Genomic DNA, 26,282 nt, shown 5'->3' with positions numbered 1-26,282 from the left:
TTAAAGAAGGAAAACATATGCAACATCGTGATCTTTACCCTCATGAAATCTTACAAGATGTCATTGATAAAAGTTATGCCAAATCTGAAGGGCATTTAAAAACATTGGCCATTCTCAGCTTTTTAGGTGGGGGCTATGTCAGTTTCGGTTATATGGCTTATCTTAAAGTGGTAAGCGGTATTCCTGCTGAATGGGGCGGTTTAGCAACTTTACTAGGCGCTGCAGTATTCCCAATTTGTTTAATCTGTATTCTTATTGGTGGCGGGGAATTAGCGACCGGAAATATGATGATGATGGCATTAGGACGCTTAACTCATCGAGTTAGCTTCAAGAAATTATTCCGAAATTGGATTGTAGTTAGCTTTGGTAACTTAGCCGGTGCGCTATTCATGGCTTATTTCTTAGGGCATTACGTTGGTTTGGCAGAAGGTGGTGCTGCTGCAAAAACGATTGCAATTGCACAAGCAAAAGTGCAAATGGATTTCGGCCGAGCATTTATTTCTGCGATTGCGTGTAACTGGATGGTGTGCATGGGAATCTGGTTCTATTTTGGTGCGAAACAAACCTCTGGGCGAATCTTAGCGATGTGGTTTCCGGTTATGATCTTCGTATTGATCGGCTTACAGCACTTTGTCGCGAATATGTTCATCATTCCAGCAGGTATTTTTGCAGGGGCTAATGTAACTTGGGGAGAATTCTTTCTTAATATGATTCCAGTCTTTTTAGGAAATGTGACAGGTGGAGCTGCGTTTGTTGGGGCATCTTATCTTTATGCATATCGCCATTTATTAAAAGAAGATTACTCTATTTAAGAATCAGAATGTTGATAAAGGCTAACTTATGAGGTTAGCCTTTTTTATTTGGTTGTAATCAAAAGTTTACAGTGAAAATAATTCGTTACATTTAAAAAATATTGAGGTAGAATGCCACCAATTCATCAATTATGAGGTGGTTATGCAAAATAAAACATTAGGCAGCACATTGATTGTTGCAGGAACGACTATCGGTGCCGGTATGTTGGCTATGCCATTAACTTCAGCTGGTATAGGTTTTGGGTTTACAACATTACTTTTAGTTTCACTTTGGCTTTTGCTTGCTTTTAGCGCATTGCTTTTTGTTGAAGCATATCAAACCGTAGATAGTGATGTTGGTTTAGGTACTTTAGCTGAAAAATACTACGGCACCTTGGGGCGAGTAGTTTCAACAGCTGTCTTAGTGATTTTCCTTTATGCGATTTTAGCAGCTTATGTGTCTGGGGCGAGTTCGATTTTTGGTGGCGTATTACCAACGATTGTTGATAAAGACACAACCATCAAAGTGGCCGGTGTGATTTTTACGTTATTTTTTGGTTCATTTATTGTGACTGGTACCACTAGCGTTGATGCCGCTAACCGTATCATTTTCTTTACGAAAATGTTGGCGTTTATTGTGGTACTCGGTTTATTGCTACCTAAAGTATCAATAGAAAACTTATTAGAGATGCCGATTGATAAGGCGTTACTAATTTCTGCCTTGCCGATTTTCTTTACTTCATTCGGCTTTCATGGTTCTATTCCAAGTTTAAATAAATACCTTGAGGGCAATGTTAAGGCGCTACGAATTTCTATTTTAGTAGGTACAGCAATTCCTTTAGTTGCGTATCTTTTATGGCAATTAGCAACGCACGGTGTGTTAAGTCAAACACAATTTTTAGCATTATTAGATAAAGATCCGACATTAAATGGCTTAGCTGAAGCCGCACATGAAGTGACTGGCAGCGCATGGATTGGTATTACAGTGCGCGTATTTTCTGCAGCGGCGTTAATTACCTCATTTTTAGGGGTGGCATTAGGCTTGTTTGAAACTTTAGAAGATCTATTAAAACGTGTTAATTTACCGGCTGGTCGTAAAACGTTAGGCTTATTGACGTTTATTCCTCCAATGCTTTTTGCCTTCTTTTTCCCGCAAGGTTTTATTATGGCGTTAGGCTATGCAGGTCAAATGTTTGCGTTCTATGCGATTGTTTTACCGATTGCGATAGTTTGGCGTGTGCGTAAACAATTCCCAACATTAGCTTATCGTGTAAAAGGTGGTAGTCTTTCTTTATTATTGGCGTTAGTTATCGGGATTTTTATCGTGATCGTTCCATTCTTGATTCAAGAAGGGCTGTTACCGAAAGTGGTTGGCTAAGACGAAAACAGACAAACGGTTTAATTCTTGCAAAATTTTGCAAAAAAATGACCGCTTGTCGAATAGAAAAATAGAATGAGTCTGCTCCATTTTGAGCAGATTTTTGTTAGAATGCAGAATATTTTTATTTAGAGGTTATTATGAAAAATAAGATCTTAGGTAGTGCCTTAATGATTGCAGGCACAACCATTGGGGCTGGAATGCTTGCCATGCCACTGACATCTGCCGGTATGGGTTTCGGTGCAACATTAGTGTTATTGATCGGGCTTTGGGCATTATTAGCCTATACTGGCTTATTATTTATGGAAGTTTACCAAACTGCACCACGTCAAGATGTGGGGGTAGCAAGTTTGGCCGAGCAATATTTGGGTATTGGCGGGCGTTTATCTGCTACTATTAGTTTATTAGTCCTATTATATGCTTTATTAGCAGCTTATATTTCTGGCGGTGGCTCATTACTTTCAGGCATTTTACCAAAAATGGGGGATGCAAAAACGACCGAACAAATCGGTATTTTAATCTTTACCATCATATTGGGTTCTTTTGTTGTGATGGGAATTAAAGGCGTTGATGGATTAACTCGCGTACTGTTTATCGGCAAAATTATTGCATTCGTAGCAGTATTGATCTTAATGTTACCTAAAGCAAAATTAGAAAACTTGACCGCGGTGCCGTTAGATAATCTTTTGATTGTTTCAGCGATTCCAATTTTCTTCACCTCATTTGGCTTCCACGTAATCATGGCAAGTATCAATACCTATTTAAATGCGGATATTCGTAAAATTCGTATTGCGATTTACATTGGCACCGCGATTCCATTGATCGCCTATGTATTATGGCAATTAGCGACCCACGGTGTACTTTCTCAAGGTGAATTTGTTCAGATCTTAAAATCTGATCCAACATTAAACGGCTTAATTAAAGCAACGAGTATATTAACAGGAAGCAGTGCATTAGGTGAAATGATGCGCTTATTCTCCATTCTTGCGCTGATTACTTCATTTTTAGGGGTAGCGTTAGGTATTTTTGAATGTATGGACGATTTACGTAAACGTGTAAATCTGAAAGAAAACCGTGCGTTATTAACGTTAGTGACATTTGCGCCACCATTATTATTTGCATTATTCTGGAAAGAAGCCTTTATTGCTGCACTAGGTTATGCTGGTTTACTGTTTGCCTATTACGGTATTATTCTTCCAGTTTTATTGGCATGGCGAGCACGAGTTACGCATCCGAATCTTCCGTATCGTGTTATTGGCGGAAACGTTGCCCTGATTCTTGCCTTTATTGCAGGTGTGATTATTATCATCATTCCATTTTTAGACCTACCAAAAGTTGTAGGTTAATTTAAACAAGCGGTCTGAATTTGTAAAAGTTTTGCAAAATTAGACCGCTTTTTTATTGGGAACATATGTATGACGTTAAAAGATTCTCTTAGTACCTTTAACCTTCAGCAACAACAAGATTTTGGAACCCATGATGTGGTAGCTTTATTGCATCAACGTAGCCTGTTTTATGATGAAATGTTGAAAAAACTCTGGCAGCAATTTGGTTTTGCTATCCGTCAAGATTTAGCGCTCATTGCAGTAGGTGGGTATGGCAGAAGAGAAATGTTTCCTCTTTCGGATTTGGATATTTTGATCCTAACGCAAGCACCGTTGGACGAAGCTTCGCAACAAAGTATAAATGCGCTACTGAATACACTTTGGGATCTTAAATTGCAGGTAGGGGCAACAATTCGCACAATAGAAGAATGCATAACAATTGGGCGTGAAGAACTTTCGGTTGCAACTAATATGTATGAAGGAAGATTTTTATTCGGTAATTCATCATTATGGCAGCAACTAAAAGAGAGAATTTATCAAGCGGATTTTTGGCCGATAGCACAATTTTACCAAGCGAAATTAGCGGAAAAAGAAGAGCGTTATGCTCGCTATAACAACACCAGTTATAATTTAGAGCCAGATATTAAACATAGTCCAGGTGGTTTGCGTGACTTACATTTACTCTCTTGGATTATGCTACGGCATTATCGTATGGCCTCTTTTGAATCATTATTGAAGGCCAAAATTCTGATGCCAGAAGAGTATCAAGAGATAAAAGCCGCTGAAGCGGAATTATTTCGTATCCGCTTTGCATTACATTTGCAACTAAAACGTCCAGATAACCGTTTACGTTTTGACCGCCAATTGAGTTTGAGTGAGCAATTAGGTTATAAAGGTGAAGGTAATCAACCTGCTGAAACAATGATGCGAGATTTTTTTCAAGCTACACAATCTGTTTCTCAATTAAGTCAGCTATTGCTAAATAGTTTTGAACAGTCCGTCTTGAATTTGCAAAAAACAGCAGAAAATCAACCGCTTGATGAGTTTTTTAAGTTGCAATGTCACGCTATTTCAGCAAAAAATAATGAATGCTTTATACAACAGCCTGAAACAGTAATAAGATTATTTCACCATTTGGCCGCACTTCCACAAACTTATGTGGCGGCAGATACGCTGCGCCATTTGCGATTAGCCTTACAAAAAAGAACAACGCCATTATGTGATGAAATAAAAGTGCGCCAGCAATTTATTGCACTTTTTGAACACCCCAACGCCATTAAGCGGGCAATTTTACCGATGCATCAACTTGGTGTGTTATCTGCATATTTTCCAGCATGGCAAGCAATTCGTGGGTTAATGCAGTTTGATCTCTTTCATATTTATACGGTTGATGAGCATACTATTCGTGTCATGCTAAAAATCGAGTCTTTTCTTGAGGATGAGGCTAAAACACAGCATCCATTATGTCATCAGCTTTTCAGTGAAAATCAAGCAAGAGCTAAGCTGTATTTAGCGGCTTTATTGCATGATATTGCAAAAGGTCGAGAGGGTGATCATGCAATCAATGGTGCCGAAGAAGCATATCATTTCTGTCAGCAACATGGATTAAGTGAAGATGAAACAGATGATATTGCTTGGTTGGTTAAAGAGCATCTTACCATGTCGATTACAGCACAACGCCGAGATATTCACGATCCCAATGTGATCTCAAAATTTGCGGAAACAGTTCAAACATCCTCACGGCTTTCAATGCTGCTTTGCTTAACTGTTGCTGATATTTGTGCGACGAATACAACGCTTTGGAATGAATGGAAGCGCACACTGTTTACGCAACTTTATCAATTCACGATACAGCAATTAGCACAACAGTTAGATTATCGAAAAGAAGCTGAAAATAACCGTCAACAAGCTTTAGAGCAGATCAAATTTGCACTTACCCCAGCAGAACGATTACGTTTGAATACGTTTTGGGCGGAATCAACGGATGACTATTTTTTACGACATAAGCCAACTCAATTGGTTTGGCATGCGCTGCATTATTTAAAACAGTCACAACTCCCGCTTGTATTGGTTAGTAACGAATATGCGCGAGGGGCGACAGAAATTTTTGTTCATTGTGATGATCAGCCTTATTTATTTGAAAGGATTGCACAGGCATTAAGTCAGAAAAAAATCAGTATTCATGATGCGCAAATTATTACTGGAGAAAATGGGCGGATTTACGATAGCTTTATTGTGACAGAAATTTCTGGAGCTGCGTTAGATGCGCTTCGTTGCCAACAAATTCAAGCATATTTATCAAAGATCTTGACTGATCCAAGCTCAACTTCCTTTACGGTAAATAAAAAGCCAATGAAGGCGCAACCATTTAAGCGGAAAACCAAGGTGCGCTTTGTTGAACATGTGCAAGAAAATCAAGTTGCGTTAGAGATATTTACGCTAGATAGAGAAGGGTTGTTAGTACAAATCAGTCATATATTTAATCAGTTGGGCTTAGAATTATTAAATGCAAAAATTACGACTATTGGTGAAAAAGCAGAGGACTTTTTTGTATTAAGAGCTAGAGCAGATGTTTTTAGTGATGAAGATAAGCAGCAATTAAAACATAGATTGATTGAGGAACTGGATCATTAAAGACAAAGCGCACGAGTGTTAAATCGTGCGCTTTTTTGAGGATAGTTAGTTTTCAGATGTATTTTTAAATAATCCAGATGAACCTTCAGAGTAGTCTCTTGGCTGATTTTCATCTTGATGTTGTAACAATTTGAGTACTTCAGCTTGTTTTTCACTAGATAATAGTTGAGATGAACTTTGTGCTAAATGACTATAAAGTTTTTTATAGTCTTCTGCTAAAGTGGTTAACAAGGTTGCTGATTCTGCAAAGTGTTGTTCAAGCTGTTGTTTTTGCTCATCAGCTTGAGTTTTCATATTTTTCAATTCCGCTTCAACTTGTTGCTGTTTTTGGATATTACGGCTACCAAAGCGGGTAAACAACACACCGAAAAATAATCCCACAATAAAAGCTGCGCCAATTGCACCCCAAACGGCGACTGTCCATTCTGCTGTCATAAGATCCTCGCTTATTTTGATTAACATTCAGTATCTTTTTAGCATGTTACTTTTTAAAAATAAACCCTTAAAGGCTGAAAATGTGAGTTATGTCATAAAAAAACGAAAATTCTTTCTGAAAAAATTAGCTTTTTGGTTAAAAATCCGTATAATTAGCGCACCCTGTTTTTGTTTGGACTTTCCCGCCAAACAAGTTGGTCTAAAAAAGGCTCGAAGGGGTCGGATTTAGCCGAAAAAATTAATAGGTAATATCTGAAAAGATATTGGGTATAAACTTAAATTTGGTATTTTAATTAATGAAAACTTTTGTAGCAAAACCAGAAACAGTAAAACGTGACTGGTATGTAGTAGATGCGACAGGTAAAACTTTAGGTCGTTTAGCTACTGAATTAGCACGTCGTCTTCGTGGTAAACACAAGGCTGAGTACACTCCACACGTTGATACTGGTGATTACATCGTTGTTATCAATGCAGAGAAAGTAGCTGTAACAGGTAAAAAAGAAACTGATAAAATTTACTACTGGCACACTGGCTATGTAGGTGGCATTAAAGATGCAACCTTCAAAGAAATGATTGCACGTCGTCCGGAAGCAGTGATCGAGATCGCAGTTAAAGGTATGTTACCGAAAGGTCCTTTAGGTCGTGAAATGTTCCGTAAATTAAAAGTTTACGCAGGTAACGAACACAACCACGCTGCACAACAACCACAAGTTTTAGACATCTAATCACGGAGCAGAAAAATGACAGCAGCAAATCAAAACTACGGCACAGGTCGCCGCAAAAGCTCTTCAGCTCGTGTATTTATCAAACCGGGCAGCGGTAACATTACTATTAACCAACGTTCTTTAGAAGTGTACTTCGGTCGTGAAACTTCACGTATGATCGTTCGTCAACCATTAGAATTAGTTGAGTTATTAGGTAAATTAGATTTATACATCACTGTTAAAGGTGGTGGTATTTCTGGTCAAGCAGGTGCAATCCGTCACGGTATTACACGTGCATTAATGGAATACGACGAAACTCTACGCCCAGCACTTCGTGCAGCTGGCTTCGTTACTCGTGACGCACGTCGCGTTGAACGTAAAAAAGTGGGTTTACACAAAGCACGTCGTCGTCCACAATACTCAAAACGTTAATTTCGAGTATTATCGATATACGAAAGTATTATCAGAAAAGGCAGGGTTTCCTGCCTTTTTGCTATTTAGTCAAGATAGAAATAAAAGAGTTATTGTATGCTTGCGATTATCTCTCCCGCAAAAACATTAGATTTTGAAACCCCATCACCTGAATTTGCATTTTCTCAACCAAATTTGACCGCTTACAGTCAGCAGTTAATTGAGATTTGTCAGAAATTCTCTCCAGCCGAATTAGCTTCTTTAATGTCAATTAGTGATAAGCTAGCTAGCCTAAATGTTGCTCGTTTTGCACAGTGGCAATTAGAACACAATTTACAGAACTCAAAAGCTGCATTATTCGCTTTTAAAGGCGATGTATATACCGGCTTAGCTGCAGAAACTTTGACGCCAGAACAAGTACAGTATGCACAAATACATTTGCGTATGTTATCTGGCTTATATGGTTTATTAAAACCACTTGATTTGATGCAACCATACCGTCTAGAAATGGGCACAAGATTAGTGAACCCAAAAGGGAAAGATTTATATGCCTTTTGGGGGAATATCATTACAGAATGTTTACAGAAAGCGATTGATGAACAAAATGATAATGTACTAGTTAATTTAGCTTCTGATGAATATTTTAATGCAGTTAAACCTCAGCATTTACAGGCACAAATTATCAAGCCTATTTTCTTAGATGAGAAAAATGGTAAATTTAAACAAATTAGTTTTTATGCCAAAAAAGCACGCGGTATGATGGTGCGCTTTATGTTAGAAAATCAGCCAAGTAACGTTGAACAATTAAAAGCTTTTAATTATGGTGGATACTGGTTTGATCCAGATTCATCTACAGAGACGGAATTCGTATTTAAAAGAGAGGAGTCTATCTAATGCGTTTATCAATTTCAGTAAGTTTATCCATTTTTCTGACCGCTTGTCAGAGTGGGCCTAAGCATTTTTTACTACCGGAAAAAGTGAATTTTCAAGGAAAATCATACGAAAAAGTGACAGATAACAAAATCGAGACAATGCAAAGTTTGCTTTATTTACCAAGTGATAGTAGCAAAAATGCAGAAAAATGGGGCAAAGGCATTTTGTTATTTTTAGACACGGATAAGAGTAAAACGATGGAGTCGCGTGTTGCTTTACGTCAAACTCATTTTAGAGAAACCGAAGCCTTTGCACAGGTGGGGATCGAAAATAATGAATTGCGCAGCAAAGTGATCTATCCACCAAGTGGCCGTTTTAATGATGTTCAGTTAGAGGTCTCTCGTGGCAAGCAATCTGAATGTGGCTATGGACAAATTCAATATTCAGAAAAACGTCAAGTAGCACAACCGAATAATGTGCATCTTAGCAGTTATACTGCGGAATTAGTTGAGCTAGCCAATCAATTTAATTATTTAGCGTGGCAGATTAAATGTCAGTAACGATGTCTACAAATTACTCTCAATTAGTAAAACGGGCTGCTAATTTAGCGATTGCTGTAGCAGCCTTATTGATAGTTATCAAAGCGATTGCTTGGTGGAAAACCGGTTCAATTTCTATTTTAGCGGCGATGACCGATTCAGTTGTGGATCTCTTTGCTTCTATTACCAATGTTATTGTGCTACGTTTTGCATTACAGCCTGCTGATGAAAATCATGCTTTTGGGCATGGGAAAGCCGAATCTCTTGCAGCTATCGCGCAGAGCGCATTTATTGCCGGTTCTGCAACATTTTTGTTATTGCAAGGGATTCATAAGCTTACAGCTCCTCATTTAATTGAAGCAGAGCTTGGTGTTATTGTCAGTATCATTTCTATTGTATTGACTGCATTGTTGGTCATCTATCAAAAACGAGTGGTAAAACTCACAAAAAGTCCAGCTATTGAGGCAGATTCGTTGCATTATCAAACAGACTTATTGATGAATGCGGCGATTCTTGTCGCGATGATTTTAAACTTATTTGGCTTTATTTATGCTGATGCCGTATTTGCAATAGGAATTGCCTTCTATATTGCTTTTAATGCATTCAAGATGTTTTGGGAAGCCGTGCAGGTATTATTAGATCGCGCATTGCCAGATGAAGAGGTTCAACAGATTCTTCAAATGGCATCACATAACCCACAAATTATCGGCATACATGATTTACTTACGCGACAAGTAGGGGCAACTCATTTTATTCAATTGCATTTAGAGTTACGTGACAATCTAACGCTTTTAGAGGCGCATGAGATAACAGAGCAGCTAGAAAAAGAGATTCTAGCGGTTTTTCCTAAGACGGAAATCATTATTCATCAAGAGCCAACTTCTATTGTTCAGCATGAACTTATCACAGGGCAAATTAAACACCATGTACCAAGCTATCGCTAATTTTTCCTATCAGCATTTTGAGCAAGATCCAGTTACGTTAATTAGCCGAATTATTGAACAGTGGCGGAATAATGGACAGATTATCGGGCGAGAATTTGGGGTGACATTTCATCAAGACCACTTTCAAGCACGCCTTTCTTTGCCTGAACAAGAAAGTCTTTTGCCCAAATGGAATAGTGAGTGGGTAGTTCTCGTTCAACAAGAGGCAGAAGAATATGGTGTTTATTTTGAATCGTTTGAGATTATTGGGCAAGATTATCAAGCAGATGAAACCGCAAGTTTTATAAACCAAGATATGCTGATTCTCTATACAACACATCTGGATAGCTGTTCTCCTATTAAAACTTTTGATGAGAAAACACAGGCGCTTAAACCTGTACCGCTTTATCGTATATTAAAGGAATCGCCTGAATTAAGTGAAGCGCTAGTGAAATGGCAAGAAGATTGGCAGGCCTGCGATCAACTGCAAATGAACGGTCATGTATTAGAAGCGCAGGCATTAGCAGAGATTAGTCATGTAGATAGTGTATTAACTCAAACTGGACGTCGTTTAGCAAAAGCTATTGAAGAAGTTAATCAAACAGCGGTTTATTATTATCTCTATCGATTAGGGAAAGATACGAAGGTAGAGCACGAACGAAAATGTCCAAGTTGTGGGAGTACATGGAAATTAGTTGAATCAATAGCTGAAATTCTCCATTTTAAATGCGATACTTGTCGATTAGTCTCAAATTTAAGTTGGGAAATTTTATAAAACCGTACAAAATCATTTCGATAGATAGAAAATAAACCCAGTACTTTTTATGGTTGCTGGGTTTATTTTTTAGTCTCGTTACTCTAGTGATTATTCATCATGATAGAACACGCCTTTCCCATATAAATACAGGGTGATTTGTTCGCCCGTATAGTATTCGCTGATCAGATCTTCATTAAGATTAAATTCATAACCGCCTACATCAATACAAAGATTAATGGCGCGTCCTCTCGATTCAATCCGTTTAATCTCACCTTGAAAAGAAGCGGTCGGATCTTGGATTTTTTTTGCAAGAGAGAATTGCTCAGGGCGGAATAAAACCTTCCCTTGCGTATGACCATTTCCTTTATTTTCGACGGCAATTTCACCTAATTGACAGGTTGCGATGCCATCGCTTTTTAATGTTGCAGGAAGAATAATGCTTTCCCCAATAAATTTGGCAATAGACAAATACTGAGGTGACCAATACAGCGTTTTAGGTGTCGCAATTTGGAGAATTTTTCCTTCTTGAATCACTGCGATTTTGTCCGCATGGCATAGTGCTTCATCACGATCATGGGTCACGAATACGGCAGAGGAACCACTTTCTCTTAATACTTGTAACATATCGTAACGAATTTGATTTCTCAGATGCTCATCTAATGCACTGAATGGCTCATCAAACAGGATTAATTCTGGGCTTGGTGCGAGAGCTCGAGCAAGTGCCACACGCTGTTGTTGCCCGCCTGAAAGCTGATGAGGAAAACGGTCAGCTAAGTCACTAATGCCGGTGAGTTTCATCACTTCCTGTATGCGTTGTTTTTCCGCCTCTGTTTTTCCTTTGCCATCTCCTAAGCCATAAGCAATGTTGCGGTAAACATTTAAATGGGGGAATAACACACCTTCTTGTACCACATAACCTAATTTGCGCTGTTGGGTTGGCACATTGATATTGTCGTTAAAAATAGGTTGATTTTTTAACCAAATCTCACCGCTTGTTGGTTGTTCAAAACCAGCAATGCTACGCAATAAGGTGGTTTTCCCACAACCAGATGCACCAAGAAGAAATAGGATTTCACCTTTCTCTAATTGTAGCGAGATATTGTGTAAAACCTGTTGTCCATTAAAGGATTTATTCAAATTTTTAATATCGAGTAATGTTGTCATTTTATCTTTTCGTTATTTAAAACCGTATCGTTTCAGTAAAAATACAGGAATCCCAGAAAATAGCACTAACATAATGGCATAAGGCGTGGCTGCCGCATATTGCGCATCAGAGGTATATTCCCACACTGCGGTTGAAAGCGTTTTAATGTCATTTGGGGTCAGTAATAGGGTTGCGGTGAGCTCTTTCATTAAGTTTAAAAAAACTAAAGCAAACGCAGCAGCAATTCCAGGTAACATAGCTGGAATAACTAAGGTACGGAAAATATAAAAGTTACTACGGCCTAAGCTTTGCCCCACCTTTTCGATGTTATCAGACATCTGTTCAAGCGATCCTCGTAAGGTCGTTTGTGCCATGGGAAGATAAAGCATAAAGTAGGCGACGACAACCATGGCAAAGGTTTGATAAAGCGAATACGCATAGTTGATGGTAAAGAAGACCAACGATAATGCGATAACAAGCCCTGGTACAGCGTGAAGTAGATAAGGGATTCGATCAAGCCAAATCGTCAATTTACTGCGATAGCGTACCGCAGCCCATACCAATGGTAGTGCACAAATAACGGTAAGTGTTGCCCCCAGTGTTGATATAGTCAGTGAATTTGTGAAGGCGGTAAAAAATTCCCCAAAATCGACCGCATTTTCAATGGAACTTCCCACGGTTAGCCAATAAATCAGCATAGTAATCGGCACACCAATACTGAGCACAAAAATGGTCGTGAAAAAGCTCACGACTAAAATTTGTTTTCCTGCTGAGAGCGTTTTCAACGGATACGGACGTATTACACCTTTGCCGCTTTGATAGAGCGTTTGTGTGCCTCTAAAACGAACTTCACCCATCACAACAAGGATACAAATGACCATTAACACGCCAGAGAGTAAGGCGGCAGTGTTGTTATTAAAGGCCATTTCATATTCTTGGAAAATTGCTGTAGTGAAGGTTTGATAATTTAAAATAGAAACCGCACCAAACTCTACCAACATATGAAGCGCAATTAATAATACGCTACTACCAATCGCGGGTTTGAGTTGCGGAAAAATCGCATGCCAAAATGTGTAAGCATGGCTTTTAGCCAATGAAAGGCTCACTTCTTCTAAAGAGCGGTCGAGTCTTTTTAAGGTCGCCGCGACAGGGAGATAAGCAAGCGGGAAAGAACTCAGCGTCATAATGCCTATGGTTCCCCACAAGCCTTCCACTCTGAAGGTGAGACTGATCCACGTAAAACAGCTAACAAAAGCCGGAATACAAAGAGGGAGTGTCATCGCAACTTGGAAAAAACCTTTTCCCCAAAAGCGATAACGTTCTAATAAAAATGCACATAACGTGCCGAGAATAATGGCGAAAAGCGTCACAAATACCATTAAAAGTAGGGTATTACTGAGCAATTCCCACATTCTTGGGCGCCAAAGTAATTCAATGCTGCGAGCTAATCCAACATCTGCAGCACGCTCAATAACATATAAAAAAGGTAATAATAATGGCAAACTAATCAGCACGATTAAGGCTATAAGCCAGCGAGGTGGGCGATTAGACACAAAAGAATCCTTTGAAAATATTAGTGTAGAGTAAATAACAGAAGGGCGTGTATTACACGCCCTATATTGCATAGCAAATTAAACTTATTTCAAACCAGCTTCTTCAATAAGTTTATTTGCGTTTTCCTTGTCTTCAGCAGTGGTTGCCGAAACAACAGGCGCTTCTAATTTCGCATAAGGTTCCATGTTAAATGGAGAAACCACATCGGTACGAAGTGGGTATTCTGCACGTACTGAAACAAACGCTTGTTGTCCTTCTTTACTTGCTAAGAAATCAACGAATTTTTTCGCTTCTTCTTTATTTTTAGAACCTTTTAATACCGCTGCACCAGAATAGGTCACTAATGCACCTGGATCTTGATGACGAATGAAGTAAAGACGTGTTTTGAGGTTATCAGCACCTTTTTCTTTTGCAAGTGAATACCAGTAATAGTTGTTGATTAACGCTGCTGGTACTTCACCATTTTCAACCGCTTGAAGAGCAACGCTGTTTTTCGCATAAAGTTTACCGTTTTCTTTTAAGCCTTTTAACCATTTAAGAGCGGCATCTTTACCTTTTAATTTGGTAATCGCAACAACTTGCTCTAAGAATGCACCTGAAGTTGGAACGTAACCAATTTTATCTTTCCATTTTGGTGTTGCATAATCTAACACGGATTTTTCCATGTCTTTTTCAGATAATTTAGTGTGATCGTAAACCACAACACGAGAACGACCGCTTAATGCAACCCAGTCTTTTTTAGGTGCAACAGGCACGCCATTATGTGCAGTTTGTTTGATTGTTGCATCTGAAAGTGGCTCTAAAAGACCAGCATCAGATAACGTTGCAAAAGGCGAAGTTTGTTCAGAAAAGAATACGTCAGCAGGGGTTTTATCACCCTCTTCTTTTAATTGGCCAGCAAGTTGATCGCTTTTTGCACTGTTTAAGGTCACTTTAATACCTGTTGCTTTTGTAAATGCATCAGCAACAGCTTGAGAACCTTCTTTGTGTTGGCCGTTGTAAACGGTAATATCTGCAGAAGCGAATCCTGCAAATGCCATTAAGCCGGTAAGGGCTGCAATTTTGAAATGTTTAATTTTCATGAAAACTCCTTTATGTTATTGGGCAAATCGCCCATTTTCTGAAAATACAAATTGTCTCATTCTAATATATTTAAAAGAGATAATGCAAATAATTATCAAAAAATATCATTTTGTCAATCGCTTAGAATGATTCGATAGATTACGTAAAGATTCATCGATAGTTCAGAAACATTTTATGGATAAAAAAAGACCGCTTGGTAGAACAAGCGGTCTAATTTTTAACGAAGATTACAAAATGTTTTTTTCGCCACGAGAGAGGCTAATAACCCCCGATCTTACGATCTCTTCCACAGAAGTTTCTTGTTTAATAGTTTCAATGAAAGCATTTAATTTTTCACTCGAGCCAGAAAGCTGAATCGTGTATAGCTTCGGCGTGATATCTACGATTTGTCCACGGAAAATATCCACCATCCGTTTCAATTCATCGCGAGAAGAGCCAGTTGCCCGAACTTTTAATAACATGATTTCACGCTCAACATGCTCAGTTTGACTTAAATTGCTGACTTTAAATACATCAATTAACTTATGTAGTTGTTTTTCAATTTGCTCTAAAATGCCTTCGTCGCCTTTTGCTACGATGGTCATGCGTGAAAGCGTTGGGTCATCTGTCGGCGCTACGGTTAGGCTTTCGATATTAAATGCGCGTTGAGAAAAAAGCCCGACGACGCGTGATAATGCCCCAGATTCGTTTTCAAGTAATACGGATAGTGTTCTACGCATCTTTTTTCTCCGGTTTAGTTAAAATCATTTCATTCATAGCCCCGCCACGCACTTGCATTGGGTAAACGTGTTCAGTTTCATCCACTTTTACATCAACAAACACTAATTTATCTTTAATGGCAAAAGCTTGGGTTAATTTTTCTTCTAGCTCACTTGGGTGGTCAATGGTAATGCCAACGTGGCCATAAGCTTCAGCAAGTTTTGCGAAATCTGGTAACGAGTTCATATAAACTTGCGAATGGCGACCAGAATAGATCAAATCTTGCCACTGTTTTACCATGCCTAAGAAGCGGTTGTTAAGGCTAACAATCACAACTGGAGTATCGTATTGTTTAACCGTTGAAAGCTCTTGGATGTTCATTTGAATTGAACCATCTCCCGTAATACAAACCACGGTTGCATCAGGGTGGGCAAATTTTGTTCCAATAGCAGCCGGTAAACCAAAGCCCATTGTGCCGGCACCGCCCGAGTTAATCCAACGACGAGGTTTATCAAAACCGTAGTGTAGTGCAGCAAACATTTGGTGTTGCCCTACATCAGATACGATATAAGCATCGCCTTTTGTTAGCTTATGAATTAAGCGTACAACCGCTTGTGGTTTGATCACGCTATCGCTTTTCTCGAAGTTTAAGCATTCTTTCGCTTTCCATTCTTTAATTTGTTCCCACCAAGCGGTCAAATCTGCTTGGCTTTTTGCAAGATTTTCATCTTCTAAAAGAGAAAGAAGTTCATCTAATACATTTTTAGCAGAACCTACAATTGGAATATAGGCTGGCACGGTTTTAGAAATTGAAGCAGGGTCAATATCAACGTGAATGATTTTCGCATTAGGGCAGTATTTGCTTAAATTATTTGTTGTACGATCATCGAAACGTACGCCAATCCCTAAAATTAAATCACTTTCATGCATCGCGTTATTGGCTTCATAAGTACCGTGCATGCCAAGCATACCTAAGAATTGGTTATCAGAAGCAGGGAATGCGCCTAACCCCATCAATGAACTGGTTACCGGTAAATTGAGTTTTTTCGCAAAATCGGTTAATTCCGCAGCACAATTTGCAGAAATTACCCCACCACCAATATAAAGTACTGGTTTCTTCGCGACTAATAATGCTTTTAATGCTTTTTTAATTTGACCTTTATGCCCTTGAACCGTTGGGTTGTAAGAGCGAAGGGAAACTGATTTAGGATATTCGTAAGTGAATTTATTCGCTGGGTTAACCATATCTTTTGGAATATCAATTAACACAGGACCAGGGCGTCCGGTTGAAGCAATATAGAATGCTTTTTTGATGATGTTTGGAATCTCTTGCGGATCTTTAATCATAAAGCTGTGTTTTACCACAGGGCGAGAAATACCTAACATATCGCACTCTTGGAAAGCATCTGTACCAATTAAATTTGAAGGTACTTGTCCTGTTAAAATAACTAATGGGATGGAGTCCGCATAAGCCGTAGCAATACCAGTAATCGCATTGGTTGCACCAGGGCCAGATGTCACTAATGCGCAACCGACTTTACCAGTTGAACGGGCATAGCCATCAGCCATATGGATGGCGGCTTGCTCATGGCGAACTAAAACGTGGTTAATGTTATCTAGCGTATGAATCGCATCATAGATATCTAATACTGCACCGCCTGGATAGCCGAAAACGTATTCTACGCCTTCGTCTTTAAGCGATTGTACGACCATTTCTGCACCAGAAAGTTTTTTCATTGAATACTCCTGAGATGTTGTGTTTGATAATCCTGCTTTTGAATTAGCAGTGTTGGTAAGAGCATTCTGCAAAAAATGAAAAAGATTGTCTAGATACCTAAAAATGGTGTTTTTCAATATTTAATCTCAAATAAATAGAAAAATCAGATTTAAATAAAATTAAAATGAATAATAATGCCATTTTTAGATAAATTATCGGGATTTTATAAAATGAACAGAATTTAATTTTTTTAAGGAGAGAGGATAAAAAATATAAAAAGTGTGATTTAGATCACACTTTTTATAAAGAAAATCTCAAGCTTGGTTAGAAGTTAATCAACGAAGTTTTCTAATCCTTGTTTAATGCGTTCTGCTTCCGCTAATTCTGCTTTTTCTTGCGTGCTCTGTTCAACAAGGGCATCGATTTCTGTTGTCAGTTTGGCAATTGCATTACGATAAGTAATTTCTAATGTTTCACGGCTAGTTGCGATTACGCCTTGATCGTTTAAGAAACCATCTTGCACATCATAAACCCATCCATGAATAGAAAGTGATTTTCCGCGCTCCCAAGCGGCTTTAACAATCGATGAACGACCAAGATTATATACTTGTTCTGCCACGTTTAAGCGGGTCAGCATATCCGCGCGTTGTTCCGAAGAAAGTTTGCCAAGTAGATGGCTGTGCTTAAACCAAAGATCGCGAATATGTAATAACCAGTTACTGATAAGCCCATAATCTTCAACGGTTCCCATTGCGGCTTTAATGCCGCCACAATTAGTGTGGCCACAGATGATGATGTGCTTAATGTCTAACACGTCCACCGCATATTGAACAACAGATAAACAGTTAAGATCAGTATGGATCACAAGATTGGCTACATTACGATGAACAAATAGCTCACCTGGGCCTAATCCAGTCAGTTTTTCTGCGGGAACACGGCTATCTGAACAACCAATCCAAAGGTAGGTCGGTTTTTGGTGTTCAGCAAGTTCTTTAAAATAATTTGACTGTTCATCTTTCATCTTGGTTGCCCAAGCGTGATTATTGGCGAACAGTTGTGCAATATCTAACATAATATCTCCATGTTATATTCGTTGGAATAAAGAACGGTGGTATTTGCAAAAAAGATTGCAAATTCCACCGCTTGTAAAAGAATGGAAAAGAGGCTTAAAACACAGATGTTTCTAGTCGTAATTCGCCTTTTTCCACGATGATCGCTTTTCCAAATTTTTTCACTAACGCTTCTTTACTTTTCGTTTCATCCAGCGTGTAAACTGGCGTGCTGTTTAGCACTTCCGTTAATCCATCCATTAACACCGGCATAAACATCGCTAATTTTTCCTGATATTTTTCTGGCGTAGCAGACCAACTTAACAAACGAACATCTTGTAAAAACAATGCACCTTTTTCGGCATCATAATAAGGTTTGGTATCTAAATTTAGTTTAACCTGCGCATTATGTTTTTTGCCTTTAGCCGTTAAAATGCCGTCTACAATGCCTTGGATTTCCACTTTCTTTTCATCAGTTCGCCCAATGCGAGTAATCAGATCGTGTAAATTATAGTCAAGTTCAAATAAACCCGGCACGCCAACATTATTTTGTAATGGCACTTTTTCTGCCAAGTGATTATGCAAATAATGGTTAATTTCTTGTTCACTAATGCTTAATGGACTGGCAAAAACCATTGAGGCAAAACCTACCGTTAATGAGACGGCAGTCAATTTATGTAAAAGTTTCATGAAAAGCCTCTTTCAGTTAGTGTTCAATCAAAAAAATCTGTAAAATGTTGTACTTTTGATAGCTAATATAGCAATTTAGTTCTGTGAAAGGAAATAATAAATGAAAAAAATCTTATTAGCATTAGTTGTGATGCTGAGCGTTTCAGCCTGTTCTTTCGGCGGTGGTATTAGTGCTGGTGGTGGCTCTAATGGCGTTGGTGTAGGTGTAGGCATTGGTTCTGGTATTAACTTCTAATGCATTGATATTTTGCAACATTGCAACATTTTGGCGGAATTTGACCGCTTGTATATAGACTGTTTATCTATAAGAGGATTTTATGAAGTACGAACTTAAGAAAACCAATGGCAATGCGCGCCGTGGTCGTTTAATTTTTTCTCGTCCAAAGGGCGAATATGTAGTGGAAACCCCAGCATTTATGCCTGTGGGAACTTACGGTACCGTTAAAGGGATGACACCCGAAGAGGTGGCAGCAACAGGTGCTCAAATTTTATTAGGCAATACCTTCCATTTATGGCTTAGACCAGGGCAAGAAGTGATGAAAATGCACGGTGACTTGCATGATTTTATGCAATGGCATGGCCCGATTTTAACCGATAGTGGTGGCTTCCAAGTATTCAGTTTGGGTAAATTACGCAAAATTAAAGAAGAAGGCGTGACGTTCCAAAACCCAATCAGTGGTGAGAAGATCTTCCTTTCGCCAGAGAAATCTATGGAAATTCAATACGATTTAGGTTCTGATATCGTAATGATTTTCGATGAATGTACACCATATCCGGCGACTTTTGATTATGCGAAAAAATCGATGGAAATGTCACTTCGTTGGGCAAAACGTAGCCGTGATCGCTTTGATGAATTGGAAAATCCAAGAGCATTATTTGGTATTGTTCAAGGCGGAACCTTTGAAGAATTACGTAAAGTTTCAGTAGAAGGCTTAGTCAATATTGGTTTTGATGGCTATGCGGTTGGCGGCTTAGCCGTGGGTGAACCGAAAGAAGAAATGCACCGCATTTTAGAATTTACTACGCCGTTATTGCCACAAGATAAACCCCGTTACTTAATGGGTGTGGGCAAACCAGAAGATTTAGTCGAAGGTGTGCGCCGTGGTATTGATATGTTTGACTGTGTAATGCCGACGCGTAATGCGCGTAACGGTCATTTATTTGTTAGCGATGGCGTGGTGAAAATCCGTAATGCGAAATATAAAAATGACACCAGTACATTAGATCCAGAATGTGATTGTTATACTTGTAAAAACTACACCAAAGCTTATTTATATCATTTAGATAAATGTGGTGAAATTTTAGGTGCAAGACTTAATACCATTCACAACTTACGTTATTATCAACGTTTAATGGCACAAATTCGCCAAGCAATCGAAGAAGATCGTTTTAACGACTTTGTTGTGGAATTCTATGCCAAAATTGGTAAAGAAGTGCCACCAATGCAAAAAGCATAATAGAAAATCAGGCGCATTCAGTGCGCCTATTTTATAAAGGAGAAACTATGCAACAGCTTCAACCTCAACAATTTGCGACTTGGGCAGAACCCATTGAAATGCTTTATGCTTGCCATAGCAAAGTAAAACGCTTTTGCAAACAGTTACAAATTTTGCCAGCATATTTAGCAGAAAATGGTGTGAATCAAGCGGTGAAAAATGATGTTCAGCAAATTCTAAATTATTTTAATCGCTCAGCACCACTTCATCATGAAGATGAAGAACAGGATTTTTTCCCTATTTTGGCAAGTAAAAAGCCTGAAGCACAAACAGCAATTGATGAGCTAGAAAAACAACATCATACATTGCATCATAACTGGGCATTATTAGCACAAGCATTAGAAGATTTATTAGCCGGTAAGCAAGATCAAATTGATGAAACGCTAATTCAACAGTTTATTGCAGGCTATGATGTGCATATTGCGATTGAAGAGCCATTATTTGAAATGGGCAGAGAATGCTTAGATTCAGAAACTTTATCTGAAATGGGCAAAATTATGGCGGCACGTCGCAAATTATAATGGAATATGAACTTGATTTACGGGCATATCTTTGCCCGTTACCTTTATTGATGACCCAAAAGGCATTGATAAAGCTTGCTAGTGGCGATAGCCTAAAGATTCACTTAAATCATACAAGCCAGTTAGACGATATTCGCCTGCTTTGTGAAGCAGAACAATATCAAATAGTTGATGTGCAAAATTATGAAGATGAAATTTGCATATTAATCAAAAAATAAGACCGCTTGTAGGCGGTCTTATTACGTTTACTCAATCCACTTAATCACTTCATCAGCTGGTTTGCGATATTTCTTCTTAATTTCTTTCGAACGATAACCGAAAGTTACCATACAAGAAACGCCCCATTCATTGGCATCAAATAAACCTGCTTCGCTTAAAATACGATTGACGGATTCATAATGAAAACCTTCAATTGGACAAGAATCAATTCCAATCATTGCTGCACCAGTCATCATATTCGCTAGTGCGATATAGGTTTGCTTGCTGCACCAATCAAATAAGGTTCTTTCACTATCAGTGATTTGAATATCTTCGGTTTGGAAAGTCTTGTAGCGACTTAAAGTTGCTTCAATTTGCTCTGGTGTTAAACCACGACGTTCAAGCGAATTGCGAAAAAAAGCACTATCATAACGCGCATTTTTCTTGGCTAAAAGCACCACTAAATGACTCATTTCATTCATTGGATGCTTGATTCCCCAAGTTACAGGTGCAATTTTTTCACGAATTGCTTCATTTTGTAGCACTAAAAATTGCCAAGGTTCAGAACCCACTGAGCTTGGTGAAAGTCGCCCTAACTCTAAGATATATTCCATATCTTCACGACTAATTTTTTTATTCGCATCGTAGTATCGACAAGCACTACGAAAATGAAAAGCATCTAAAACTTGTTGTTTCTCAATTGACATAATTTCCTCACAAATGAAATATCAATGAACGAATCATACACCTTAAGTCAAAATTTGCAAAAATTTTAAGAAATAAGACCGCTTGTGAGAGCCTTGATTTAAGAAGAGAAATCAACGTCTTAGCCTATCTTTGCGTTTACTTTCTGCCTTCAAAGTATTATTATTTCAACAATTTTTCATCGATAAATTTAGAGGATAGAATGCAAAACCTAGAAAGTTTAGTCGCACAGGCTGTTGAGGCAGTAAATGCAGCGGAAGATTTGGCGGCATTAGAAGCATTAAAAGTAGAATATTTTGGTAAGAAAGGGCATTTTACTGCGTTAATGCAGGGGCTGCGTGATGTGCCCGCAGAAGAGCGCCCAGCGGTAGGTCAGAAAATCAATGATGCTAAACAAATTGCGCAAAATGCATTAAATGCGAAAAAAGAAGCATTAGAATCAGCAGAGTTAAATGCAAAATTAGCGAATGAGCGTATTGATGTTTCTTTACCGGGTCGTAAAACAGAATTAGGTGGATTGCATCCAGTTTCTATTACGATTGAACGTGTGGTGAAATTCTTTTCTGAATTAGGATTTACTGTTGCAAACGGGCCTGAAATTGAGACCGATTATTATAACTTTGATGCGTTAAATATTCCGGCTCATCACCCAGCACGTGCAGATCATGATACTTTCTGGTTTGATGCTCAGCGTTTATTACGTACCCAAACTTCAGGTGTGCAAATTCGTACGATGGAGAAAGTTCAACCGCCTTTACGTATTGTAGCGCCGGGTCGTGTGTATCGTAACGACTACGACCAAACGCATACGCCAATGTTCCATCAAATTGAGCTGCTTTATGTAGATAAAAAAGCTAACTTTACTGAATTAAAAGGCTTGATTCATGACTTCTTAAAAGCATTTTTTGAAGAAGACTTACAAGTACGTTTCCGTCCTTCATTCTTCCCATTCACAGAGCCTTCTGCTGAGGTAGATGTTATGCGTTCTAACGGTAAATGGTTAGAAGTATTAGGCTGTGGCATGGTGCATCCGAATGTATTGCGCAATGTTGGTATTGATCCTGACGAATACAGTGGTTTCGCGGTAGGCATGGGCGTTGAACGTTTAACTATGTTGCGCTATAACGTAACTGATTTACGTTCATTCTTCGAAAATGACTTACGTTTCTTAAAACAGTTTAAATAATTTGCTTCGCTCAAAATCTCCCCCAGTCCTCTTTTTCAAAGAGGGATTAGGGGAGATTTGATAACGATGCAAAATAGTGTACAAGCGGTTAAATTCCGCAAGAATTTTACAAAATTGGAAAGGATATAAAATGAAATTTAATGAATCTTGGCTGCGTGAGTGGGTAAATCCTGCAATTTCCACGGAGCAGTTATGCGACCAAATTACTATGCTAGGTCTAGAAGTGGATGGCGTAGAACCTGTTGCGGGTGCATTTACTGGTGTGGTTGTAGGTGAAGTGGTGGAATGTGCACAACACCCAGATGCAGACAAATTACGTGTGACAAAAGTCAATGTAGGCGGAGATCGTTTATTAGATATCGTATGTGGCGCACCAAATTGTCGCCAAGGTTTAAAAGTAGCTTGTGCGACTGAAGGCGCAGTTTTACCGGGCGATTTTAAGATTAAGAAAACTAAATTACGTGGTCAGCCGTCAGAAGGAATGCTTTGTTCATTTTCTGAACTAGGCATCAGAGAAGATCATAGTGGTATTATTGAATTACCTGCAGATGCGCCTATTGGTAAAGATTTTCGTGAATATCTGAATTTAGATGATGTTGCAATTGAAATTAGTTTAACCCCAAACCGTGCAGATTGTTTAAGCATTGCCGGTATTGCTCGCGAAGTGGGGGTGATTAACCGTGCAGAAGTTGTTGCGCCTGAGGTTCAAACTGTAGCAGCAACTATTACAGATAAAGTAGCGGTGAAATTAGAAGCACCAGAAGCTTGCCCGCGCTATTTAGCGCGCGTAGTGAAAAATGTAAACGTGAAAGCAGCATCTCCTTTATGGTTGCAAGAAAAATTACGTCGTTGTGGTATTCGTTCTATTGATCCAATCGTAGATATTACTAACTTGAGCTTGCTTGAGTTAGGTCAACCGATGCATGCTTTTGATGCCGCTAAAGTTGATGGCGCAATCCAAGTTCGTATGGCAAAAGCGGACGAAGAATTAGTATTATTAGACGGTACAACAGCTAAATTACAACCAAATACATTAGTTATTGCAGATGATAAAGGTGCATTAGCGATGGCAGGTATCTTTGGTGGCCAAGCAAGTGGTGTTAGCCAAGAAACCAAAGATGTTGTATTAGAAGCCGCATTCTTTGCGCCATTAGCGATTACAGGCCGTGCTCGTCAATATGGCTTACATACAGATGCTTCACATCGTTTTGAACGTGGTGTAGATCCTGAATTAACTCGTCGTGCAATGGAACGTGCAACTGCATTATTACTAGAAATTTGCGGTGGTGAAGCGGGTGAAATTGTTGAGGCAGTGAGCGAGGCGCATTTGCCAAAACGTAATAACGTCACGCTTAGAAGAGCTAAATTAGATGCGGTAATTGGTCATCACATTGAAGATCATGTTGTAACAGATATTCTTACTCGTTTAGGCTTAAATGTTCGTTTTGAAAATGACACTTGGACAGCAGTTGCACCAAGTTGGCGTTTTGATATTGAAATTGAAGAAGATTTAATTGAAGAAGTTGCGCGTATTTACGGTTATAACAGCATTCCAAATAATTCTCCATTAGCACACCTTGAAATGAAAGGAACGCCTGAAAAATTATTGGAAGCGAGCCGTGTGCGTACAGCATTGGTAGATAGTGATTATCAAGAAGTCATTACTTATAGCTTTGTAGATCCGAAAATCCAACAGTTATTACATCCAGAACAGGAAGCGTTAGTTTTACCTAACCCGATTTCCAGTGAAATGTCTGCAATGCGCGTTTCATTATTAACTGGGTTATTGGAAACTATCGTTTATAACCAAAACCGTCAACGACCCCGTGTTCGTATTTTTGAAACGGGATTACGCTTTATTCCAGATACTAATGCTGAATCTGGCGTGCGCCAAGAGCCTGTGTTTGCAGCCGCGATTGTAGGTGATAAACGTTCAACCTATTGGGAAAGCAAAGCAGAAGCAGTTGATTTCTTTGACTTAAAAGGGGATTTAGAGCGCATTCTGTCATTAACATCCGTACGTCATGATTTACAATTTGTAGCGAAAAGTTTCCCTGCATTGCATCCGGGACAATCTGCGGCAATTATGTTAGATGGTCAGGAAATTGGATTTATCGGCACTGTGCATCCAAGCATCGTACAAAAATTAGGAATTAAAGGTAAACCGGTTGTATTTGAAATTTTAGCGCAAGCTATTTCAGAACGTCCTATCCCTGCAGCGAAAGAGATTTCTAAATTCCCTGCTAATAACCGTGATATTGCGGTTGTGGTAGATAACAACGTTGCTGCAGGCGATGTATTAAATGTGTGCCGTCAAGCTGGTGGTGAAAAACTTATTGCGGTTAACTTATTCGATGTTTATCAAGGTGCAAATCTTGCTGAAGGTAAGAAAAGTTTAGCTATTAGTTTAACTATTCAAGATGCGGAAAAAACGTTAGAAGAAGACGAAATTAATGCGGTGATGCAAGCAGTATTATCTGCGCTAGCAGAGCGCTTTAATGCAGTGCTTCGTGACTAATAAATGGGTTGACCCGAAAAAGGATATTTTATGGCATTAACAAAAGTGGAATTAGCGGAAGCATTAGTGGCAAAAGGCTTTGATAAAGCGCAAGCAAAAGACTTTGTCGAACAATTTTTTAATGAAATCCGTAACGCATTAGCCTCTGGTAAAGAGGTGAAATTATCTGGTTTTGGTAATTTCCAACTGCGTGAGAAAAAAGCACGCCCTGGGAGGAATCCTAAAACTGGTGAAGAAGTTTCGATTTCTGCGCGCCGTGTCGTCACTTTTAAAGCTAGCCCTAAAATGCGAGAACGGGTCAGTGCATTTAAAGCAAAAAATTAAGTAGATTCTTCCGTAGCAATACGGAAGAATGACTAAGAGGATATGTTATGAATTATCGTTCACCCTTGAAAGTATTGGCATTAGCAACTTTTTCGGTAATTTTGACCGCTTGTTCATCAAGTACCAATCAAAACGTGAAAGGGCCAATTAAAGCTAAAGCAGGTATCTTCAAAACCAATCGCGTGATCTCAAATTTAGATGATCAAATTATGGTGATTGCCAATTTAAGTGAACATCAGCAAGAATGGCAAGGTACTCGTTATCGCATTGGTGGAAATTCAAAGAGTGGCGTAGATTGTTCCGGATTTATGCAAATTACCTTCCGTGACCTATTTGGCATTGATTTACCAAGAATGACTGTTGATCAGGCCAAAGAAGGAACGAAAATTAGTAAAAGCGAATTAAGAACGGGCGATTTAGTCTTCTTTAATACAGGAAGAGGCCCCAATGGTAAGCATGTGGGGGTCTATGTTAAAAACGGGCAGTTTTTACATGCTTCAACTAAAGGCGGGGTGATTTATTCTGATATGGATTCTCCATATTGGACTAAAACATTCTGGCAAGCACGCCGGTTATAATTTTTATATTGTTTGGCTAAAAGTTTGAAGCAGATCACAAAATCGAAAAG

General features: G+C 38.8%; 27 protein-coding genes. 18 read left to right on the top strand and 9 right to left on the bottom strand.

All coding sequences use genetic code 11. The features are described from left to right. Nucleotides 1-17: 17 nt before the first annotated feature. The 4 genes from HSP_RS0102315 (at nucleotide 18) to glnD (ending at nucleotide 6,128) form a co-directional block, all read left to right on the top strand. Complete coding sequence (locus HSP_RS0102315) at nucleotides 18-812, top strand: formate/nitrite transporter family protein (RefSeq protein ID WP_007525294.1); 795 nt, start codon at nucleotides 18-20, stop codon at nucleotides 810-812. A gap of 142 nt (nucleotides 813-954) precedes the next feature. Continuing rightward, complete coding sequence (locus tag HSP_RS0102310) at nucleotides 955-2,169, top strand: aromatic amino acid transport family protein (protein WP_007524188.1); 1,215 nt, start codon at nucleotides 955-957, stop codon at nucleotides 2,167-2,169. A gap of 140 nt (nucleotides 2,170-2,309) precedes the next feature. Next, complete coding sequence (locus tag HSP_RS0102305; protein WP_007524134.1) at nucleotides 2,310-3,515, top strand: aromatic amino acid transport family protein; 1,206 nt, start codon at nucleotides 2,310-2,312, stop codon at nucleotides 3,513-3,515. A gap of 69 nt (nucleotides 3,516-3,584) precedes the next feature. Beyond that, complete coding sequence (gene glnD / locus HSP_RS0102300) at nucleotides 3,585-6,128, top strand: bifunctional uridylyltransferase/uridylyl-removing protein GlnD (protein WP_007524894.1); 2,544 nt, start codon at nucleotides 3,585-3,587, stop codon at nucleotides 6,126-6,128. Between the two features lie 45 nt (nucleotides 6,129-6,173). On the opposite strand, the gene HSP_RS0102295 is transcribed toward glnD, so the two are convergent. Then, the gene (locus tag HSP_RS0102295; protein WP_007524465.1) at nucleotides 6,174-6,563 is read right to left on the bottom strand and encodes a Z-ring associated ZapG family protein; all 390 of its coding nucleotides are present in this window, start codon (nucleotides 6,561-6,563) and stop codon (nucleotides 6,174-6,176) included. 296 nt (nucleotides 6,564-6,859) lie between these two features. Between HSP_RS0102295 and rplM the strand changes: the two genes are divergently transcribed. The 6 genes from rplM to HSP_RS0102265 all read left to right on the top strand — a co-directional run bounded on the left by rplM (nucleotide 6,860) and on the right by HSP_RS0102265 (nucleotide 10,788). Continuing rightward, nucleotides 6,860-7,288, top strand: a complete 429-nt coding sequence (rplM, locus tag HSP_RS0102290; protein ID WP_007525214.1) for a 50S ribosomal protein L13 — start codon at nucleotides 6,860-6,862, stop codon at nucleotides 7,286-7,288. Nucleotides 7,289-7,303: 15 nt separating this feature from the next. Beyond that, nucleotides 7,304-7,699, top strand: a complete 396-nt coding sequence (gene rpsI, locus HSP_RS0102285; protein ID WP_007525323.1) for a 30S ribosomal protein S9 — start codon at nucleotides 7,304-7,306, stop codon at nucleotides 7,697-7,699. A gap of 96 nt (nucleotides 7,700-7,795) precedes the next feature. After that, nucleotides 7,796-8,572: a peroxide stress protein YaaA gene (gene yaaA / locus HSP_RS0102280; protein WP_007525440.1), complete on the top strand. Its 777-nt coding sequence runs from the start codon at nucleotides 7,796-7,798 to the stop codon at nucleotides 8,570-8,572. After that, a complete protein-coding gene (locus HSP_RS0102275; RefSeq protein ID WP_007523998.1) occupies nucleotides 8,572-9,111 on the top strand; it encodes a hypothetical protein in 540 nt (179 codons plus the stop codon). Before yaaA ends, HSP_RS0102275 begins: the two co-directional genes overlap by 1 nt. 2 nt (nucleotides 9,112-9,113) lie before the next feature. Further along, entirely contained in the window at nucleotides 9,114-10,034 is a 921-nt protein-coding gene (locus HSP_RS0102270; protein ID WP_029495020.1) for a cation diffusion facilitator family transporter, read from the top strand. Next, nucleotides 10,015-10,788 carry a Zn-ribbon-containing protein gene (locus tag HSP_RS0102265; RefSeq protein ID WP_007524270.1) on the top strand — a complete coding sequence of 258 codons (774 nt, stop codon included), beginning with the start codon at nucleotides 10,015-10,017 and terminating at the stop codon, nucleotides 10,786-10,788. The genes HSP_RS0102270 and HSP_RS0102265 overlap by 20 nt, the downstream gene beginning before the upstream one ends. Nucleotides 10,789-10,878: 90 nt before the next feature. On the opposite strand, the gene HSP_RS0102260 is transcribed toward HSP_RS0102265, so the two are convergent. From HSP_RS0102260 to HSP_RS0102230, 7 genes are all read right to left on the bottom strand, one after another. Beyond that, nucleotides 10,879-11,934, bottom strand: coding sequence for an ABC transporter ATP-binding protein (locus HSP_RS0102260; RefSeq protein WP_007525349.1), 1,056 nt, complete (start codon nucleotides 11,932-11,934; stop codon nucleotides 10,879-10,881). 12 nt (nucleotides 11,935-11,946) lie between these two features. Continuing rightward, nucleotides 11,947-13,467, bottom strand: coding sequence for an ABC transporter permease (locus HSP_RS0102255; protein WP_007524839.1), 1,521 nt, complete (start codon nucleotides 13,465-13,467; stop codon nucleotides 11,947-11,949). A gap of 84 nt (nucleotides 13,468-13,551) precedes the next feature. Next, nucleotides 13,552-14,550 carry an iron ABC transporter substrate-binding protein gene (locus HSP_RS0102250; RefSeq protein WP_007525017.1) on the bottom strand — a complete coding sequence of 333 codons (999 nt, stop codon included), beginning with the start codon at nucleotides 14,548-14,550 and terminating at the stop codon, nucleotides 13,552-13,554. Between the two features lie 228 nt (nucleotides 14,551-14,778). Next, a complete protein-coding gene (gene ilvN / locus HSP_RS0102245; protein ID WP_007524449.1) occupies nucleotides 14,779-15,270 on the bottom strand; it encodes an acetolactate synthase small subunit in 492 nt (163 codons plus the stop codon). Continuing rightward, nucleotides 15,263-16,987: an acetolactate synthase 3 large subunit gene (locus HSP_RS0102240; protein WP_010128325.1), complete on the bottom strand. Its 1,725-nt coding sequence runs from the start codon at nucleotides 16,985-16,987 to the stop codon at nucleotides 15,263-15,265. Before HSP_RS0102240 ends, ilvN begins: the two co-directional genes overlap by 8 nt. 311 nt (nucleotides 16,988-17,298) lie before the next feature. After that, nucleotides 17,299-18,039, bottom strand: coding sequence for a carbonate dehydratase (can, locus tag HSP_RS0102235; RefSeq protein ID WP_007525484.1), 741 nt, complete (start codon nucleotides 18,037-18,039; stop codon nucleotides 17,299-17,301). A gap of 94 nt (nucleotides 18,040-18,133) precedes the next feature. Further along, complete coding sequence (locus HSP_RS0102230; protein WP_007525272.1) at nucleotides 18,134-18,706, bottom strand: YceB family lipoprotein; 573 nt, start codon at nucleotides 18,704-18,706, stop codon at nucleotides 18,134-18,136. A 100-nt stretch (nucleotides 18,707-18,806) separates the two neighbouring features. Here HSP_RS0102230 and HSP_RS11565 point away from each other — a divergent pair, with 100 nt between their 5' ends. The 4 genes from HSP_RS11565 to HSP_RS0102210 all read left to right on the top strand — a co-directional run bounded on the left by HSP_RS11565 (nucleotide 18,807) and on the right by HSP_RS0102210 (nucleotide 20,941). Next, nucleotides 18,807-18,941, top strand: a complete 135-nt coding sequence (locus HSP_RS11565) for a lipoprotein (RefSeq protein WP_007524027.1) — start codon at nucleotides 18,807-18,809, stop codon at nucleotides 18,939-18,941. A gap of 82 nt (nucleotides 18,942-19,023) precedes the next feature. Then, nucleotides 19,024-20,163 carry a tRNA guanosine(34) transglycosylase Tgt gene (tgt, locus tag HSP_RS0102220; RefSeq protein WP_007524841.1) on the top strand — a complete coding sequence of 380 codons (1,140 nt, stop codon included), beginning with the start codon at nucleotides 19,024-19,026 and terminating at the stop codon, nucleotides 20,161-20,163. A gap of 47 nt (nucleotides 20,164-20,210) precedes the next feature. Next, nucleotides 20,211-20,723, top strand: a complete 513-nt coding sequence (locus tag HSP_RS0102215; RefSeq protein WP_007524493.1) for a hemerythrin domain-containing protein — start codon at nucleotides 20,211-20,213, stop codon at nucleotides 20,721-20,723. Next, nucleotides 20,723-20,941 carry a sulfurtransferase TusA family protein gene (locus HSP_RS0102210; protein ID WP_007524754.1) on the top strand — a complete coding sequence of 73 codons (219 nt, stop codon included), beginning with the start codon at nucleotides 20,723-20,725 and terminating at the stop codon, nucleotides 20,939-20,941. Before HSP_RS0102215 ends, HSP_RS0102210 begins: the two co-directional genes overlap by 1 nt. Before the next feature lie 27 nt (nucleotides 20,942-20,968). On the opposite strand, the gene HSP_RS0102205 is transcribed toward HSP_RS0102210, so the two are convergent. Further along, nucleotides 20,969-21,631 carry an NAD(P)H-dependent oxidoreductase gene (locus HSP_RS0102205; RefSeq protein WP_029495019.1) on the bottom strand — a complete coding sequence of 221 codons (663 nt, stop codon included), beginning with the start codon at nucleotides 21,629-21,631 and terminating at the stop codon, nucleotides 20,969-20,971. A gap of 197 nt (nucleotides 21,632-21,828) precedes the next feature. Between HSP_RS0102205 and pheS the strand changes: the two genes are divergently transcribed. From pheS to HSP_RS0102185, 4 genes are all read left to right on the top strand, one after another. Continuing rightward, nucleotides 21,829-22,812 carry a phenylalanine--tRNA ligase subunit alpha gene (gene pheS / locus HSP_RS0102200; protein WP_007524769.1) on the top strand — a complete coding sequence of 328 codons (984 nt, stop codon included), beginning with the start codon at nucleotides 21,829-21,831 and terminating at the stop codon, nucleotides 22,810-22,812. Between the two features lie 130 nt (nucleotides 22,813-22,942). Further along, nucleotides 22,943-25,330 carry a phenylalanine--tRNA ligase subunit beta gene (gene pheT, locus HSP_RS0102195; protein ID WP_007524386.1) on the top strand — a complete coding sequence of 796 codons (2,388 nt, stop codon included), beginning with the start codon at nucleotides 22,943-22,945 and terminating at the stop codon, nucleotides 25,328-25,330. Between the two features lie 30 nt (nucleotides 25,331-25,360). Next, nucleotides 25,361-25,654, top strand: a complete 294-nt coding sequence (locus HSP_RS0102190) for an integration host factor subunit alpha (protein ID WP_007524318.1) — start codon at nucleotides 25,361-25,363, stop codon at nucleotides 25,652-25,654. A 47-nt stretch (nucleotides 25,655-25,701) separates the two neighbouring features. Continuing rightward, the gene (locus HSP_RS0102185) at nucleotides 25,702-26,232 is read left to right on the top strand and encodes an NlpC/P60 family protein (RefSeq protein ID WP_007524244.1); all 531 of its coding nucleotides are present in this window, start codon (nucleotides 25,702-25,704) and stop codon (nucleotides 26,230-26,232) included. Nucleotides 26,233-26,282: the final 50 nt, after the last annotated feature.

It is taken from the genome of Haemophilus sputorum CCUG 13788 (assembly GCF_000238795.1).
Lineage (GTDB): Bacteria > Pseudomonadota > Gammaproteobacteria > Enterobacterales > Pasteurellaceae > Haemophilus_A > Haemophilus_A sputorum.
This window is presented reverse-complemented; position numbering and strand designations above follow the sequence as displayed.